This is a genomic window from Suilimivivens sp., assembly GCF_037359455.1.
Lineage (GTDB): Bacteria > Bacillota > Clostridia > Lachnospirales > Lachnospiraceae > Suilimivivens > Suilimivivens aceti.
Window position 1 is genome coordinate 21,588 of sequence record NZ_JAXXXI010000045.1, and the last position, 17,172, is coordinate 38,759.

Here is a 17,172-nt window from a genome sequence, read left to right on the forward strand (position 1 = left end):
GCCGTGAAAGTGAAGATCCTCCTTTTTGTGTGTGGTCCGCCTTGCGGCGGATAAAGGGAAGTTACAAAAAATAACTGGTAAGCAATAAGCTGTGCTTCATTTTCAACGTCAATGGGGGAGCATTGAAAGTGCGGCTTCATCTCCGACAACAGTAACGTCGCTGTGGAGCTGTAGTACGGAAGCTGGTACCTGTGGAGTGATAGATCCAAAGAAGGTTTCCTTTTCAAATGAGGACGAAGGCTCGTTAAAGCCGATATGTCCGTTGTTTCCAAGACCGAGAAGCTGAAGATCTATGCCACCAAGGTCATGGATGATCTTATTGTAATCATCACAGGCCTTTTCAGCATCAGGCTCAAGTCCATTCGGTACGAAAGTATGGTCTTTTCTAATATTGATATGATCAAATAAGTTATGATTCATAAAGTAGCGGTAGCTCTGATCATTTTCAGGGGAAAGACCTTTATATTCATCCAGATTGACTGAAGTAACCTCAGAAAAATCAAGATCTCCCTTCTGGAACCACTGGACAAGCTGTTTGTAGGCACCAACGGGAGTGGAGCCGGTAGCCAGTCCAAGAACGCAGTCAGGCTTCATAATAACCTGTGCTGACAAAAGATTAGCTGTGACACGGCTCATATGTTCATAATCTTTTGTTTTAATAATTTTCATATGGATACACACCTCGTATTATAAGTTTATAGACCTCTCATTCAGAGGCTATAGACTTATTTTTTATGATGTAGGTATGGATGAATTGTTGGACATCCTTTTATACCCACATAGTTAATAAGTTACTTTATAGTCATGGTCCCAGATGTTACAATAAGTTCTATAAGAACTGTAGCTATGGTCACTGCTTCATCACTCCAGCAAAGTTTTTACTATTGCCAAGAAAGCATGCAGCCCTAATGCTACGCTAAGACTTATTACACAAATGCTGCATCCTGGTATCTAGCCACCAGCAGGGTATTTCTGCCAGGTAATGCTCATAACGCGAGGTTTAGGGTGGCGTAGTGATCTGGGATAAACCATGATTACTTTTCTTCATTCTGTATTGAAAGGTGGTGATGATCCGTGAAAGAACATATTGATTACCTTACAACACTGTTTGTCGGGATTGATATTGCATCCCGTGTTCATGTCGTCTCTGCACTTGATTTTAATGAGCAGTTCTACATCAAAATGAAACCTGTAGAGAACACTCAAGAAGGTGCGGGACTTATTGAACAGATGATTTCTGATGTGTTAGAACACAACCATCAGTTCAAATACGTTGTTATCGGTATGGAAGCTACCGGCTTCTATGGAGTGCATCTGGCGAATTATCTTTCTGCCAGCGACTTACTAGCTCCATTCTCTGTCAGAGTTTATTGCCTTAATCCCAAGGAAGTTAAGAACTATAAAAAGTCTTTTAATGACATTGGAAAGAATGATGGCATTGACTCTTATGTGATTGCTGATTTCGCCCGTGTCGGACGTATTGCAATCAAGCCGTGGCGTGGTTCCCAATACCTTGCTTTGCAGCGCCTTACCAGACACCGCATGCATATCACTGAATGTATTGCAAGCGAAAAGACCTACATGCTAAACAACATTTATCTGAAGTTCAGTGAATACGCTTTACTTCGCGATGGAAAACATCCATTCGCTAACAAATATGGTGCAACTGCTGAAGCCATTCTTACTGAGTACACAACCAATGAAGATATCGTGAACTCTTCGTTAGAAGACCTTGTCTCTTTTATCAATTCAAAAAGCAAAGGTCGTATTGCTGATCCAGAAGAAACAGCCAAAATTCTACAGGCTGCAGCGCGCAACTCATACAGACTCGATAAATGTCTTTATGAGCCACTTACTATTTCAATCGCGTCTTCCTTTAACTGCATCAGTTCCTTTGAAAGAGAGCTGAAAGCGATTGATAAAGCAATTCTTCAAACAGTTCAGGGATTAAACCCTGACGAGTATACTGTACTGAATTCCATACCTGGAATCGGTAAAGTTTATTCCGCTGGTATCTTAGCTGAAATGGGTTCCATAAAGGCTTTTCCTAATGCCAATGCTCTTGCCAAATACTGCGGCATCGTTTGGAACGATAATGACTCCGGTGACTTTGTCGCTGAGGACAAACACATGAGCAAAGCTGGCAACAGATATCTGCGCTACTACATCATAGAAGCTACTGGAAGTGTTATAAGGCACTGTCCTGAATATCGAGCTTTCTATGAGAAGAAATATGCTGAAACAAGAACACATCAGCATAAACGAGCACTCGCGTTGACTTCCCGTAAATTTATACGTCTGCTCTTTGGTCTGCTGGACAAAGGCCAACTCTACTCTCCGGAAAAGAGTAGGTAATCCATATCGAATTCCTAACTTACGTCTTTTTTGAAAAACAAGCCGTAGGTCTATTAAAGTTACCCATTTATATGAAAAGCATTTCAAAATACTTCTTGACTATTTACCAAATTGCTTTCTGAGAATTTAACTCTCTTCTATATGGGAGCATAGCAAGTTCCAGACGAAAGGACAATAGATTTGGAAGCATTGCACAAGAATAGGAAAAAAGAACATGGAATGGCAAATCATATTGTAAAAAAGAGGGGAGATTCTTATAATAGGAACAGAAAGGAAAGGGATTTGTATGAAGAGCATTCTGATCAAAGATACCACGAAGGAAGAAAGAGAGCAGATCATAAAGGAGTCACTCGATTGTGGTGGTGGCTGTGAGAATTGTTCGAGCTGCTGGCTTGGCGGTGGAAGTCCGTTTGAACTTTATCAGCCATATATTGATGGTGAAAAGGAGATCGCAGAGATCAACCGGGAATATAATGCAAGATATCAGAGAGGAAACTGAAAAGCAGCAGGAATGCTGATAGACACAGAAAGGATAAAGATATGGAAGAATGTCATTACTGCGAAGGTACAGATGACGAGGAAGAAGTGTACCGTGAGATCATAGAGTGCATCACAGGGGCACTGGATGCTAAGGATGCCTACACAGCCGGACATTCACAGAGAGTCAGTGAAATGGCGCTGAAGGTATGTGAACTGATCGGGCTGAAAAAGAAGGGTATACGGAAGATCCATATTGCGGCGCATCTGCATGATATCGGAAAGATCGGGATACCGGATGCCATCCTGAACAAGGAGGGCAGGCTGACAGATGAGGAATTTGAGATCATGAAGACCCATTCCGCCATTGGAGCAGGCATCCTCAGCAAGTCCCAAAGTCTGTCAGAGTTCAGTGATATCGTACTGCATCATCATGAGAGATTTGACGGGAAGGGCTATCCGGATGGCCTGAAAGGAGAGAAGATCCCGGTAGGAGCCAGGATCATTGCAATCTGTGATTCCATTGATGCCATGACATCGAACCGCAGATATCGGAAGGCGCTGGGATTCGATGTCTGTTATCAGGAAATAGAGAAAAATCTTGGCAAAATGTATGATCCGATCATTGGACAGTATGTACTTGATCATTTTGACAAGGTAACAGCCTGCCTTCACAAAAACGTGGCTGTGAAGGCAGTATAGGTAGCTTCATCACTCTTTACGGTAAGCTGTCCTTTGTGGACGGTGACAATAGAGCTTGCAATGGCAAGGCCAAGGCCGTAGCCGCCGTATTTCCGGTTCCGGGAGGCTTCACTTCTGTAGAAACGTTCGAAAATATGCTTCTGGTCCTCTGCAGGGATTCCATTTCCTGTATTGCGGACCAGAAGTATTTTTTTGTCTCCATGGGAAGCATCGGCAATAAACTGCTTCTGCTTGTCAAAGGTGGTCTGCACAGGCTTGGTGATCCATCTGGACAGGAAAAAGACCGGAATAAAGATCAGGACAATGCCAAGGAGTCCAACATAAAGGCAGATCCGCAGCAGCCGCAGAGACATGGATTTTTCCATGCCATAGTCAAGGAAGTATAGGCAGGTGCCATCTTCTGTCTCGGAAAGCAGATAGAGGTAGGAGCCAAGCCGTCCTTTTTCTTTAGACTGCTGTAATGCACTGGAGGCCATGGACAAGAGAACAGCTTCTGTCATGTCTGGATTGCCGCCAGCAGAAAAGTCCTCGATATTTCCTTTAGAATCATAGGCAACATAGAGAACGCGCATGTTATCAAACCAGTTTCTGTCAGGAGTATCCAGAGCTTTTATGCCGTCTGCTGTATCCCGCATGGCATAGTCCTGTAGGGTGTCATAGCCACGCTGCATGGCAGAATAGCTGACAGAAATATTGAGAACTGCCAGGATCAATATAAAAATGGAAATGACACTGACCATGGTGATCAGGATAAAGCGACGCTGTAATTTTCGGACCATTTTGAGACCTCCAGACGATAACCGATTCCTCTGACGGTTTTGATCTGAACCGGTGTGTTCAGGGATGCAAACTTCTGTCTCAAAAAGGAAATATAGTCGTGATGATCACTCACGATCTGAACGTAGCCAAAAGTGCCCAGCGGATCGTGCATATTGTTGACGGGTGTCTGAGCTAGAACCAGATGACTTGGCACAGAAATCCTTGTTGACAGACAGAAAATACAGGTGCATATTGGAAAAAAACGGATGAAAACGGATGGAGGAGACAATATTATGGAAGAAAAAAAGGTAAACATCCGGATAGCCTCGCCAGAGGATGCAGAGAAGCTGCTTGCCATTTATGCACCTTATGTAGAACATACTGCGATCACTTTTGAGTATGTGGTTCCTTCTCTTTTGGAATTCCGGGAAAGGATCTGCCATGTGCTGGAGAAATACCCATATCTGGCAGCAGAAGTAGACGGTCAGATTGCAGGGTATGCCTATGTAGGTGTCTTTCACGACAGGGAGGCCTATGACTGGTGTGTGGAAACATCTATTTATGTGGATCAGAGCTGCAGGAAAATGGGAATTGGCGGAAAACTGCACCATGCACTGGAGGAGGTATTGAAGCTGCAGGGAATCCTGAATCTGAATGCCTGTATTGCCTATCCGGAGGAAGAGGATGAGTATCTGACTAAAAACAGTGTGGAATTTCACAGACATCTGGGGTATGACATAGTCGGAGAATTTCATAACTGTGGATACAAATTCGACAGATGGTATCACATGGTCTGGATGGAGAAAATGATTGGAGAGCATAGAAGCGGGCAGGATTTTCCAAAGAATTTTCCGCAGATCAGAGAAGAGGCAGAAAGCATACTTTCAAAATTATAGCAGACGGAAAGAAAAATAAAATCCCAGATGAACACCTGACAGAGAAGTCACAGATTCATCTGGGATTAATTTGCTGCGTCGTATATTTTGGTACAGCTCTACTTTAAGCAAGTATGAAGCCTTTGCCCTTCAGATATTCTTCAACCTCGAAGATCTCATTGGTATGAAGGATCAGGACAGGTTTGCCGGTATCTCTGTTAAAGCACAGATAAATATAGTCAACATTGATATTACCCGCCTCCAGAGAAAGAAGAAGCTGGTTCAGATTACCTACTTTATCTTCCAGCTCTACGCCAATAACATCATTGGAACGGCAGAGATAGCCACCCTCTTTCAGGGAGGCGAGAGCCTTTTCCGTGTCGGATACGATCAGCCGCATGATCCCGTATTCAGGTCCGTCGTTGGTAACAGAGCCAAGAATATTGATATTGGCATTCTGAAGGATCTGGGTGATGTCCTGAAAGGTTCCTTTTTTATTTTCAGCAAAAATAGCAACTTGTTTTAACATGATGGTTTCCATACCTTTCTGCATGATTCCATGCAATTTATATCATAGCACATTACGATGCCAGGGTCAAAAGTCTGAATCCACATGAGCCTGCAGGTGCTAATCACACTCTGCCATTCTGTATCCAATGCCGATCTCTGTAAAGACATGCTCCGGGGCAGCAGGATTTTCTTCTATCTTACGACGGATATTTGCCATGTTTACCCGGAGAATCTGGTTATTATTGTCTATGTAGGGACCCCAGATCTTTTCCATGATATAGGAATAGGTAAGAACCTTACCGCTGTTCATGGCAAGGAGTCCGAGCAGCTTGAATTCAATCTGGGTCAGGTGTACCATTTCCCCGTTCAGGGTGACAAGGTGCTTTTCAAAGTCGAGAGTCAGGTTTCCATGATGGTAAACAGGTGTATGGATTGTGCTGTCAGAGCCAGACTGGCTGCTGTGACGCAGGGAGGTGCGGATCCTGGCAAGGAGCTCGACTGTGCCAAAGGGCTTGGTGATATAGTCATCAGCACCAAGGTCAAGAGCTTTGGCCTTTTCCTGCTCATGGCTTCTGGCAGAGATCACGATGATAGGAGTGGATCCCCAGTCGCGGAGCTGTTTTATCACATCCATGCCGTCAAGATCCGGGAGCCCGAGATCTAACAGGATAATATCAGGACAGAGGGAGGCGGACAGATGCAGTCCTTCCCTGCCGGTAGAAGCAGTAGTGATCTTATATCCCTGATTTTTTAGTGTAGTGGCAATAAAGGAACGGATATTCTCTTCATCTTCAATCAGAAGAATTGATGATTTCAGTGTCATTTTGAAAAATCCTTTCTCATAAAATTCTTTACTCGTTTTCTGTTCTTTCCTTGGGAAGGGTAAAGGTAAAGGTGCAGCCGTTTTCATTGTTGCATACACCGATTGTGCCGCTGTGGGCAGTTATGATCGTCTTGCAGATGGAAAGACCGATTCCCATACCACGGTAGGTATCTCCCTGATTTTCAGGGGTATAGGGTGAACCGTTAAAAATAGTGTCCAGACGTTCTGGTGGAATACCAATACCATAATCCCTGACACGAAAGGTAACAAGGGAACCGTCATCTGTGACGGTCAGTTCTATGGGCAGAGTGCTTTTTGAGTGGACAACTGCATTTTCAAGAAGATTGATGATGACCTGCTCGATCAGCATGGCATCCATGGGGATCAGCAGATATTCCTCCGGGACGCTGACATGGATATCAGCAGAGGGCAGTCGCTTTTTCAGCCTGCGGATCGCCTCCGCACAGACCTCCTCTACCGATTCCAGGGAAGTAGCGATCTTCATGGAGCGTTCATCGATCCTGGTAACGGACAGGAGGTTTTCTACCATATTAAGGAGCCAGTTGGAGTCATCATTGATGTGGCTTACTAGCTTCAGCTTTTCTTCTTCAGAAAGGGTATCATAGTTTTCTATGTAGGTGGAGCTGTTTCCGATAATGCCGGTAAGAGGTGTGCGCAGATCATGGGATACGCTTCGCAGCAGATTGGCCCGCATTTTTTCCTTTTCAGCATCCATAAGCAGCTTTTCGCGTTCCACAAGAATCCGGCTCTGATCTTTGATCTGGGACGTCATGGCACTGATCGTTATGGAAATGATCAGCATGAATAAAAAGGTAACGGGATAACCGGTCAGTGTAAAGTTCAGCTCAAAATAAGGATAGGTGAACAGATAGTTTACAAAGATAACCCCGGCAAGGGATGCCAGTACACCGTAGAGATAACCATCTGTAAAGCGTGCTATCAGAACCAGAGCCGTGATGTAAACAAGGGCAATATTGGCTGGATTTTCGGGTACATGGTGAAAGAACCAGAAAGCAATGCTTGTGGCCAGTGCCGTCAGTCCCAGTGTGATCAGAATATTTTTTAATAGTTTTCTGCTTTTCATCATCAGTAATTTTCCCATAAGAATATTATACTCCGATTACAGGGCACTGGCAATTTTCAGGTGTTAAGATATTGCAAAGATTACAAAGAGAAGACGAGGGAAAGCAGTCATGTTTCAGGTGACAGGGACATGATTTCTGTGCTAATATTCAAGTAGAAAAGGCAGAAAAGAGGTACATGACGGGAGGTGGTCTTATGAGGATCCGTAATGATTATACCGGGTTTTCCGGAAAGGGTTATCAGGATAACTATCTTTATAAAAATAAGGAAGCAGCAAAGGAAAATGACAGCCAGGCAGACAGAACCAAGCCGGACGGAGCCAATACAGAAAACACAGTTTACCGGAAGAGGGAATCCACATATTCAAGGGACGGGGATACCTGTCAGATCACTCATACGGTTAAAAAGGAAACTCCCGGGGAAAATACCCGCACAGGGATCCTTAAGGAGTTCTGGAATTCTCTTGGAGATGAGGGACAGACAGCGGAGACAGGAGGGCAGTCTCTCCATCTTATGGCTGCTTTCCAGAATATAAAAGCGGCATTCCAGAATTTTGTGAAAGAGCATATAACAGAGCCGGTCCGGGAATTCCCACAGAAGATCCAGAAGATACTTGGCAGGCAGAAAGAAATGCCAGACAGTCCTGCCGATGGGAAAATGGCTGGAGAGGGCGGCATGCCGGGGCATTCAGAGGATGGAAAGGAAAAGAAGGATAAGGAATGGAAGCCATGGGAGGATGAAGCTCTTGGCAGAATGCTCCATACCAGTCATCTGACGGATTCCTATACAAGAACCGGGGAGTATTGTAATCTTTCTGAAAATGTAACTTATGACAGCCGCAGGAAAAGAGGAAAGTAGGAGTGAACAGACTGAATGAGTTACTTCCGTATCTGACATTCAGCAATATCTGTCGGGTACTGACAATATTTGGCTTTATTTATTTTGTGGTCAAACGCTTTATCATGAAGCAGGCACCGGTTCCGAAGGCGGCTTTTAAGCAGGTGCCCCATGAGCTTTTGGAAAGCTGTGTGGATCAGCTTGTGAAGAAGGAAAAGGAGCCGTTTGCACCCTATACACCGCCAAAGGAGCTGATCCAAAGCCTACAGCAGGATAGAGAAGATGAAGAAGCATTGAAGGAGCTTTTGTGTGATATCTGTGAGCATCTTGGCATGGACGGCAGCTATATTAAGCTGGTGATCCAGCATACACCGGTGACAGACCGGGCAGGTGAGATCGAAACAGATCTTGCCTTTACCACGATCAGGCTGGAGATCCAGAAGACCTATCAGGTGGATACACTTGTTGCTGTACTGGCTCACGAGGCCACGCACCTGAAGTTGTATTATCGTGGGGTCAAGAGGAAGGACAGCTGGGAAAATGAGATCCTTACAGACACAGCGGCTGTTTTTTATGGTTTTTATGATGTGATGTACAGAGGTTATGAGGTGCGTCAGGGTGAGAATGCTTTTTCCTATCATAAGGTAGGATATATCAGTCAGCAGGACATAAAATTCATTGGAGAATTGCTTGATAAAATATCTCAAAAACGGTATACTTGACGAAAGGGATTAGATTTACGGGAGAGAACAGCTTATGGGATATCATTCAATACCTTATGACAGAAGGATCAGGGAGAATATCAAGAATTATTCATTTTCCCATTTATACGATATGGATACCGTCAGGGAGTATCTGCAGAGTCTTGCAGATGTGCTGGAGATCAATATCCTTCTGACGGCAAGACACGGAGAAAAGGAGATCGTGATCGGGGACAGCTTTTTGGGGTTTTATCCGGATGTTGTCAATGATCCCGGGCGGAAGATCAGGGTACAGGACCGTACGATCGGACATCTTTATATTAAAGAAATCGTGTCTGCAGAAAACAGTGGACAGATTTCTGATATGATAGACAGAACCGTTGCTCTTCTGGAGGAGCTTGGCGAGGAGGCCTACAAACGCAGGGAGACCAGTATTTATCTTGAGGAGCTTGAGCGGCTTCTGAAGGAAAGACGCCGCCAGATCAGCCAGAATGAAACGGATGATCCGCTGACAGGTGTTTACCACAGAAATTATTTTCTCACCAGAATGGAAGCAATTGACCGGTCGGAGGCAGTACCGATCGCCGTGCTGAATGTGAACATCAATGACTGGAAATTTGTCAATGACCACTTTGGAGATGAGGAAAGTGACAGACTGATCCAGACTGTGGCGGCGATCCTGAAGAATCAGGCAGGTCCGGATTACATAATCGGAAGGATTGACGGAGATGCTTTCGGGGTACTTATCCCCATGGCAACCGAGGAAGAGGCCGAATCATATATGGAAGCAGTGCAGAGAGCCTGTGATACCTATGAGGACAGGATCCTGGCACCTTCAGTAGCGATCGGGTATGTGATCAAGACAAATATTGAAGAAAAGCTGGAAGACAGACTTTCTGATGCAGAGTACGAAATGTTCAATAACAAATTTGAAGTGAAGAATGCGAGGGGATATCAGGAACGCCTCAGAAAAGGGCTGAAGCAGGCTAAGTAAAGCGGATATCAGATAAGCATTTCTGAAAGGATATGGGATACGGTATGGCAGGGGCCATACCGTTTTTCTGTTGTTATACATACAGGAAAACAGAAGCGGATAGGAGAGGGATATGACAACTTTAAATGAAGATCTGATCTATGAGATTCTTTCTGCAGTAGAGGAAATTCCGGCAGGAAAGGTAGCATCCTACGGACAGATTGCCCTGCTGATCCTGCTCATTCCCTACGTCAGGCATTATTATATTCTGGAGAATGAGGTACAGAAAATGTACGGACAGTATGATGCACTTTGCAGCTTAAGCATGGGGAATACAGCATTCAGACAGAGGAAATTATAAACTATTTATTAAATCATTTCTGTGACACGAAAATAAGAAAATGAAAGAAAAAAAGAGAAAAAACGAGATAATAAGAGAAAAGATGTTAAAAACGAACTGTAATACTGCTTGCAAACAGAGGCATATAAAATTAATATAGGTTTTAGTGATTAGCACTCAAATTAAATGAGTGCTAACAGAACAAAGAAAATGATTAAGTTAACATAATTTAAGGAGGCAGTTCATATGAAATTAGTACCTTTAGGAGACAGAGTTGTTTTAAAGCAGTTAGTGGCAGAAGAAACTACCAAATCCGGTATCGTTTTACCAGGACAGAGCAAGGAGAAGCCACAGCAGGCTGAGGTTATTGCCGTAGGTCCTGGCGGAGTAGTTGAAGGCAAGGAAGTTAAGATGGAAGTTAAGGTTGGAGATCAGGTTATCTATTCCAAATATGCAGGAACAGAAGTAAAGCTTGATGAGGATGAATATATCATCGTAAAGCAGAATGATATTCTTGCAGTGATCCAGTAATCTTATTGAAAAAAGAAAAAGTTAAAGGAGGCCGATATATTATGGCAAAGGAAATCAAATATGGTGCAGAAGCACGTGCCGCTCTGGAAGCAGGCGTAAATCAGTTAGCAGATACAGTAAGAGTAACCCTTGGACCGAAAGGAAGAAACGTTGTTCTTGACAAGTCCTTTGGTGCTCCGTTAATTACCAATGATGGTGTTACCATTGCAAAGGAAATCGAGCTGGAAGATGCATTCGAGAACATGGGTGCACAGCTTGTTAAGGAAGTAGCAACCAAGACCAATGACGTAGCAGGTGATGGTACTACAACAGCAACTGTTCTGGCACAGGCTATGGTAAACGCCGGAATGAAGAACCTGGCAGCAGGCGCTAACCCGATCATCTTAAGAAAAGGTATGAAGAAGGCCACTGAGACTGCTGTAGAGGCAATCAGGAAGATGAGCTCCAAGGTAAACGGAAAAGAGCATATCGCAAGAGTAGCAGCTATTTCTGCTGGTGATGAGACAGTAGGACAGCTCGTAGCAGATGCTATGGAAAAGGTTTCCGGAGATGGTGTTATCACAATCGAGGAAAGCAAGACCATGCAGACAGAGCTCGACCTTGTAGAAGGTATGCAGTTCGACAGAGGATATATTTCCGCATATATGGCAACAGATATGGATAAGATGGAAGCAGTTCTTGACAATCCTTACATCCTGATCACAGATAAGAAGATTTCCAATATTCAGGAGATCCTTCCTTTACTGGAGCAGATCGTTCAGTCAGGTGCAAAGCTGCTGATCATTGCTGAGGACGTAGAGGGTGAAGCATTGACAACTCTGATCGTCAACAAGCTGCGTGGTACTTTCAATGTAGTAGCTGTCAAGGCTCCCGGATATGGCGACAGAAGAAAAGCTATGCTGGAGGATATCGCAATCCTTACAGGTGGTCAGGTAATCAGCTCCGAGCTTGGTCTTGAACTGAAGGATACTACGATGGATCAGCTTGGCCGTGCAAAATCTGTTAAGGTTCAGAAAGAGAATACTGTTATCGTTGACGGTGAAGGCGATAAGGAAGCAATCGCAGCAAGAATCAATCAGATCAAGGGTCAGATCGAAGAGACCACATCTGATTTCGACAGAGAGAAATTACAGGAAAGACTTGCCAAGCTGGCAGGCGGCGTAGCTGTTATCCGTGTAGGTGCTGCTACTGAAACAGAAATGAAGGAAGCTAAGCTTCGTCTTGAGGATGCACTGGCAGCAACAAGAGCAGCTGTAGAAGAAGGTATCATCTGTGGTGGTGGTTCTGCTTATATCCACGCATCCAAGGAAGTTGCAAAACTGGCTGATACATTGGAGGGTGATGAGAAGACAGGTGCACAGATCGTTTTGAAGGCACTGGAAGCTCCTCTGTTCCACATCGCAGCAAATGCCGGTCTGGAAGGAAGCGTTATTATCAACAAGGTAAGAGAGTCCGAGGTTGGTGTTGGATTTGATGCTCTGAAGGAAGAGTATGTAGATATGGTAAGTGCTGGTATTCTTGATCCTGCCAAGGTTACAAGAAGCGCACTGCAGAATGCAAACAGCGTAGCATCTACCTTACTGACAACAGAATCAGTTGTTGCGAACATTAAGGAAGAAACTCCTGCAATGCCTGCAGGCGGAGCCGGAATGGGCGGAATGATGTAACAAGTGCGTCAGCACGGATTTGCGAGTTTACAAAGAGCGGATTGTCCAAATGGATGATCCGCTTTTTTACGTTCCTCCTGTCTATCGGGCAATTGACGTCAGAACAGAAAAAATATATAATAATTAAGAATATGCTAAAAGGGAACACAGAGCGACAGAGGTGTGCGTGTATGTCAGAGAAAAAGGAACTTGTGCTGGATGACGGCAGAATAGAGTCCATACAATATCAAAGCCCGGAGCAGCTTTATGAGGATCTGATCCTCCGTGTAAAAAAATATCACCCTTCGGATGATATTTCACTGATCGAAAAGGCGTATAAGGTAGCTTCCGAGGCACATAAGGATCAGCTCAGAAAGTCCGGTGAGCCTTATATCATTCATCCCCTGTATGTGGCAATCATACTGGCGGATCTCGAGATGGACAAGGAAACCATTGCGGCCGGTCTTTTACATGATGTGGTAGAAGACACTGTTATGACAGAGGATGAGATCCGGGAGCAGTTCGGAGATGAGGTGGCACTTCTTGTAGATGGTGTGACCAAGCTGCAGAAGCTGCAGTTCATGCGGGACGGAGACAAACCGGATCGTCTGGAGATGCAGGCAGAGAACCTCCGGAAGATGTTTCTTGCCATGGCCAAGGATATCCGTGTGATCCTGATCAAGCTGGCAGACCGTCTTCACAATATGCGGACACTTCAGTATCAGAAGCCGGAGAGCCAGCAGAGGATTGCCAGAGAAACGCTGGAAATTTACGCACCCATTGCACAGAGACTCGGTATTTCCAAAATAAAGGTAGAGCTGGATGACCTTTCTCTGAAATATCTGGAGCCGGAGGCATATTATGACCTGGTAGACAAGATCGCAGTCAGAAAGAGTGTCCGGGAGAAATATATCCAAAGCATTGTTGACGAAGTCAGTGAGCATATAAAGAATGCTGGAATTAAGGCGCAGATTGATGGAAGAGTCAAGCACTTTTTCAGTATCTACAAAAAAATGAAGAATCAGAACAAGACAATTGACCAGATCTATGATCTGTTTGCTGTCAGGATCATTGTAGATACGGTAAAGGACTGCTATGCGGCGCTTGGTGTGATCCATGAGATGTATAAACCCATTCCAGGACGTTTTAAGGATTATATTGCCATGCCAAAGGAAAATATGTATCAGTCATTGCATACCACACTGATCGGTTCCAATGGACAGCCTTTCGAAATACAGATCCGTACCTTTGAAATGCACAAGGCAGCAGAATATGGTATTGCTGCCCATTGGAAATATAAGGAAGCATCTGATGGTAAAAAGGCAGATGTTTCCGAGGAAGAGAAGCTGACCTGGCTGCGTCAGATCCTGGAATGGCAGCGGGATATGTCTGATAATAAGGAATTCATGAACCTCTTAAAGAGTGATCTGGACTTGTTTTCAGACAGTGTTTACTGCTTTACACCTACAGGAGAAGTAAAGAACCTGCCAGCTGGCTCCACACCGATCGATTTTGCCTACAGTATCCACAGTGCGGTCGGGAATAAGATGATAGGAGCCAGGGTAAACGGTAAGCTGGTGACTATTGATTATGAGATCCAGAACGGTGACCGGATCGAAATTTTAACATCCCAGAATTCCAAGGGACCGAGCCGTGACTGGCTGAATGTCGTAAAGAGCACTCAGGCCAAGAGTAAGATCAATCAGTGGTTTAAAAATGAATTTAAGGAAGAAAATATCGTAAAGGGCAAGGAGCTTCTGAATACCTATTGCAGGGCAAGAGGCATCAATATCCAGAATCTGCTTAAGCCGGATTATATGGAAGCTATCATGCGCAAATACGGCTTCCGGGACTGGGATGCCGTACTGGCGGCTATCGGTCATGGTGGTCTGAAGGAAGGCCAGATCATCAATAAGATGATGGAATTCTATGAGAATGACCATAAGACAGTACTGACCAATGAGCAGGTGATTGAGCAGATCAAGGAGAATAGTCAGAACGCCCAGAATGAGTCGGCTAAAATGCGTTCCGGCAATGGGATCATTGTCAAAGGAATCCATGATCTGGCAGTACGGTTTTCTAAGTGCTGTTCACCGGTACCCGGAGATGAGATCATCGGTTTTGTTACCAGAGGAAGAGGCATTTCCATCCACAGAACAGATTGTATCAATATCCTGAATCTGCCGGAGATTGAAAGAGAGAGACTGATCGATGCCGAGTGGGAGGATACGCCGGATAAGGAAACAGGAAAATATCTGGCAGAGATCAAGATTTATGCCAATAACAGAAATGGCCTGCTGGCAGATATCAGCCGTGCCCTGACCGAGAAAAATATTGATATTCTTTCTGTCAATACAAGGACAAGCAAACAGGGACTTGCCACCATGCTGATTTCCTTTGAGATCAGCGGAAGAGAGGAACTGATCCGGATCACGGACAAGATCCGCAGCATTGACAGCGTTATTGATATTGAGAGAACTACCGGTTAAAATCATAGAAAGAAAGGAAAAGTATGGGAAATCTGAAGGTAGAGTGTCTGACACTTGGTGTCTGTCAGACCAACTGTTACTATATACACAGGGAGGACAGCAGAGAAGTCATATTTTTTGACCCGGCAGATAAGGGGAGCTTCCTTTATGAGACATTGCAGGAAAAAGAATTTCAGATTAAAGCGATCCTCCTGACCCATGGTCATTTTGACCATATCTGGGGAGTGGAAGAGCTGAGGGAAAGATCAGGCGCGGAGGTATATGCTTACGAAGGAGAAGAAAAGCTTTGCCAGGATCCGGCCTTAAATGTTTCTGCAGCAGTAGGAAGAAGCTGCGGCATTACACCGGATCATCTGTTCCGGGATGGAGAGGAATTTGAGTTCGCAGGAATCCGGGGAAGGGTTATTGCCACACCGGGACATACCGGTGGCAGTTGCTGTTATTATTTTGAAGAAGATCAGATCCTGATCAGTGGAGATACCCTGTTTCAGGAATCCGTGGGAAGAACAGATTTCCCGACCGGCAGCATGAGTGCACTGGTCAGATCTGTGAAGGAGAAGCTGTTTACCCTGCCGGATGAAACCAGAGTATATCCGGGACATGGCATGATGACAACAATTGGTTACGAAAAAGAAAATAATGCCTTTGTATAGGCGAAAGAAAGGAAGGATCCATGAAAAAGAGAGTGATCATCACACTGCTTGCTGCGGCTATGACAGCAGGGCTGCTGGCAGGATGCGGCAGTAAGAAGGAAGAAAAACAGAATCTGGCGGTAACACCTATAGAAACACCGGCAGCAGAAGAAACGACAGAAGAGGTGGAGACGCCAGAGGAAGAAGCTGGTGCAGGGGTGATCCCTGTAGAGAGGGAAATAAAAGATGGAAAGATGCAGAGCTATCTTACCGGCGAATGGAAGGATGAGGCTGTTGCAAACAGAAGGCCGATCGCAGTCATGATTCCGAATAATTCACCGGCAATGCCGCAGTACGGTATTTCCAAAGCCAGTATCGTCTATGAAGCACCTGTAGAAGGAAGAATTACCAGACTGATGGCTGTGTTTGAGGATTTTGATGACCTTGACAGGATCGGACCCATCCGCAGCAGCCGTGACTATTTCGTTTATGTGGCTATGGGTTACGAGGCAATCTACTGTAACTGGGGACTGGCAAGACCTTATGTGGAAGAGCTGATCAACAGGGATACTGTACAGAATATCAGTGCACCGGTGGAAGGTATTTATAATCCGGCACCAGAGGCCTATGACAGAGTTTCAAGACCTGGATATGCAACAGAATTTACCGGCTATCTGTTTATTGATGGCATGAAGAAGGCAGCAGACAGACTGGGCTATACGTGGGAGTATGATGATGCTTATGTACCGCCCTTTACCTTTGCAGCAGATGGGGTAAAGGCAGAGACCGGCTATGAAGATGCAGAAACAGCAGTGAAGATCATGCCCGGCGGTACAGAAGGAAACAAAGGTGGTTATGGAGCCTATAATCCTTATTTCGAATATCATGAAGACGATGGGTTGTATTATCGTTATCAGGATGGAAAAAAGCAGGTGGATGAGATCGATGGAAGCCAGTTTGCAGTGTCCAATGTGGTGTTCCAGTACTGCCATGGCGAGGTCAGGGATGATCATGACTATCTTGCTTTTGGAGTGCATGGAGAAGGTGATGCCATCGTATTTACAGGTGGAAAGGTGATTAAGGGCACCTGGAAGAGATATGACGGAGATGCTACTCCTGCGAAATTCTATGACGAAAATGATCAGGAGATCATCTTTAACCAGGGAAAAACATGGATCTGTAATATCTGGGAAGAGTATGGAGAGTATGCTGTCTACGAGTAGGTGGCTTTACAAGATATGGTAAGTTGTGTATAATATGTAGGAAATGTCCGGCCAAAAGGCTTGTAAGCGTTTTGCCCGGACATTTTTGATGAAGGTCTGTTCCTTGAAAAATGAATAGGATACTGTTATCATCTTCCTCATTTAGCGCCAGTGCCCGGAAACGGGACGACGAGGAGAAGGGTTATCGAAAATTCG

At 44.7% G+C, this 17,172-nt stretch carries 18 protein-coding genes; 13 read left to right on the forward strand and 5 right to left on the reverse strand.

Annotated elements, in window-relative coordinates:
* Nucleotides 1-108: 108 nt before the first annotated feature.
* Nucleotides 109-669, reverse strand: coding sequence for a glucosamine-6-phosphate deaminase (locus WJQ40_RS09285; RefSeq protein WP_337403236.1), 561 nt, complete (start codon nucleotides 667-669; stop codon nucleotides 109-111).
* A 405-nt stretch (nucleotides 670-1,074) separates the two neighbouring features.
* On the opposite strand from WJQ40_RS09285, the gene WJQ40_RS09290 reads away from it, so the two are divergent.
* From WJQ40_RS09290 to WJQ40_RS09300, 3 genes are all read left to right on the forward strand, one after another.
* Entirely contained in the window at nucleotides 1,075-2,355 is a 1,281-nt protein-coding gene (locus tag WJQ40_RS09290) for an IS110 family transposase (RefSeq protein WP_262574511.1), read from the forward strand.
* 286 nt (nucleotides 2,356-2,641) lie between these two features.
* Nucleotides 2,642-2,854: a hypothetical protein gene (locus WJQ40_RS09295; RefSeq protein WP_118799441.1), complete on the forward strand. Its 213-nt coding sequence runs from the start codon at nucleotides 2,642-2,644 to the stop codon at nucleotides 2,852-2,854.
* A gap of 41 nt (nucleotides 2,855-2,895) precedes the next feature.
* Complete coding sequence (locus WJQ40_RS09300) at nucleotides 2,896-3,534, forward strand: HD-GYP domain-containing protein (RefSeq protein ID WP_262574146.1); 639 nt, start codon at nucleotides 2,896-2,898, stop codon at nucleotides 3,532-3,534.
* Here the strand turns inward: WJQ40_RS09300 and WJQ40_RS09305 are convergent.
* Complete coding sequence (locus WJQ40_RS09305) at nucleotides 3,504-4,313, reverse strand: sensor histidine kinase (protein ID WP_337539557.1); 810 nt, start codon at nucleotides 4,311-4,313, stop codon at nucleotides 3,504-3,506. The two genes, WJQ40_RS09300 and WJQ40_RS09305, sit on opposite strands and share 31 nt — an antisense overlap.
* Nucleotides 4,314-4,586: 273 nt before the next feature.
* Here WJQ40_RS09305 and WJQ40_RS09310 point away from each other — a divergent pair, with 273 nt between their 5' ends.
* On the forward strand, nucleotides 4,587-5,189 hold the full coding sequence (locus WJQ40_RS09310; RefSeq protein WP_337539559.1) for an N-acetyltransferase family protein: 603 nt from the start codon (nucleotides 4,587-4,589) through the stop codon (nucleotides 5,187-5,189).
* Nucleotides 5,190-5,292: 103 nt separating this feature from the next.
* Here WJQ40_RS09310 and WJQ40_RS09315 read toward each other — a convergent pair whose 3' ends face one another.
* From WJQ40_RS09315 to WJQ40_RS09325, 3 genes are all read right to left on the reverse strand, one after another.
* Entirely contained in the window at nucleotides 5,293-5,697 is a 405-nt protein-coding gene (locus tag WJQ40_RS09315) for an amino acid-binding protein (protein ID WP_118799481.1), read from the reverse strand.
* 99 nt (nucleotides 5,698-5,796) lie between these two features.
* Nucleotides 5,797-6,501: a response regulator gene (locus WJQ40_RS09320; RefSeq protein ID WP_118799447.1), complete on the reverse strand. Its 705-nt coding sequence runs from the start codon at nucleotides 6,499-6,501 to the stop codon at nucleotides 5,797-5,799.
* A 28-nt stretch (nucleotides 6,502-6,529) separates the two neighbouring features.
* Nucleotides 6,530-7,624 carry a DUF4118 domain-containing protein gene (locus tag WJQ40_RS09325; RefSeq protein ID WP_262574141.1) on the reverse strand — a complete coding sequence of 365 codons (1,095 nt, stop codon included), beginning with the start codon at nucleotides 7,622-7,624 and terminating at the stop codon, nucleotides 6,530-6,532.
* 176 nt (nucleotides 7,625-7,800) lie between these two features.
* On the opposite strand from WJQ40_RS09325, the gene WJQ40_RS09330 reads away from it, so the two are divergent.
* The 9 genes from WJQ40_RS09330 (at nucleotide 7,801) to WJQ40_RS09370 (ending at nucleotide 16,977) form a co-directional block, all read left to right on the forward strand.
* The gene (locus WJQ40_RS09330) at nucleotides 7,801-8,463 is read left to right on the forward strand and encodes a hypothetical protein (RefSeq protein WP_337539563.1); all 663 of its coding nucleotides are present in this window, start codon (nucleotides 7,801-7,803) and stop codon (nucleotides 8,461-8,463) included.
* Nucleotides 8,464-8,465: 2 nt separating this feature from the next.
* Nucleotides 8,466-9,164 carry a hypothetical protein gene (locus tag WJQ40_RS09335; RefSeq protein WP_337539565.1) on the forward strand — a complete coding sequence of 233 codons (699 nt, stop codon included), beginning with the start codon at nucleotides 8,466-8,468 and terminating at the stop codon, nucleotides 9,162-9,164.
* A gap of 34 nt (nucleotides 9,165-9,198) precedes the next feature.
* Entirely contained in the window at nucleotides 9,199-10,137 is a 939-nt protein-coding gene (locus WJQ40_RS09340) for a GGDEF domain-containing protein (protein WP_337539568.1), read from the forward strand.
* Between the two features lie 112 nt (nucleotides 10,138-10,249).
* Nucleotides 10,250-10,477 (forward strand): MGMT family protein, encoded by a 228-nt coding sequence (locus tag WJQ40_RS09345; RefSeq protein WP_337539571.1) that lies wholly within the window; start codon nucleotides 10,250-10,252, stop codon nucleotides 10,475-10,477.
* 225 nt (nucleotides 10,478-10,702) lie between these two features.
* Nucleotides 10,703-10,987 carry a co-chaperone GroES gene (locus WJQ40_RS09350; protein WP_118799456.1) on the forward strand — a complete coding sequence of 95 codons (285 nt, stop codon included), beginning with the start codon at nucleotides 10,703-10,705 and terminating at the stop codon, nucleotides 10,985-10,987.
* Nucleotides 10,988-11,028: 41 nt separating this feature from the next.
* Nucleotides 11,029-12,654 (forward strand): chaperonin GroEL, encoded by a 1,626-nt coding sequence (groL, locus tag WJQ40_RS09355; protein WP_118799458.1) that lies wholly within the window; start codon nucleotides 11,029-11,031, stop codon nucleotides 12,652-12,654.
* Nucleotides 12,655-12,824: 170 nt separating this feature from the next.
* Nucleotides 12,825-15,122 (forward strand): bifunctional (p)ppGpp synthetase/guanosine-3',5'-bis(diphosphate) 3'-pyrophosphohydrolase, encoded by a 2,298-nt coding sequence (locus WJQ40_RS09360; protein ID WP_262574130.1) that lies wholly within the window; start codon nucleotides 12,825-12,827, stop codon nucleotides 15,120-15,122.
* Between the two features lie 23 nt (nucleotides 15,123-15,145).
* On the forward strand, nucleotides 15,146-15,775 hold the full coding sequence (locus WJQ40_RS09365) for an MBL fold metallo-hydrolase (RefSeq protein WP_262574128.1): 630 nt from the start codon (nucleotides 15,146-15,148) through the stop codon (nucleotides 15,773-15,775).
* A 20-nt stretch (nucleotides 15,776-15,795) separates the two neighbouring features.
* Nucleotides 15,796-16,977, forward strand: a complete 1,182-nt coding sequence (locus WJQ40_RS09370) for a DUF3048 domain-containing protein (RefSeq protein ID WP_337539576.1) — start codon at nucleotides 15,796-15,798, stop codon at nucleotides 16,975-16,977.
* Nucleotides 16,978-17,172 lie beyond the last annotated feature (195 nt).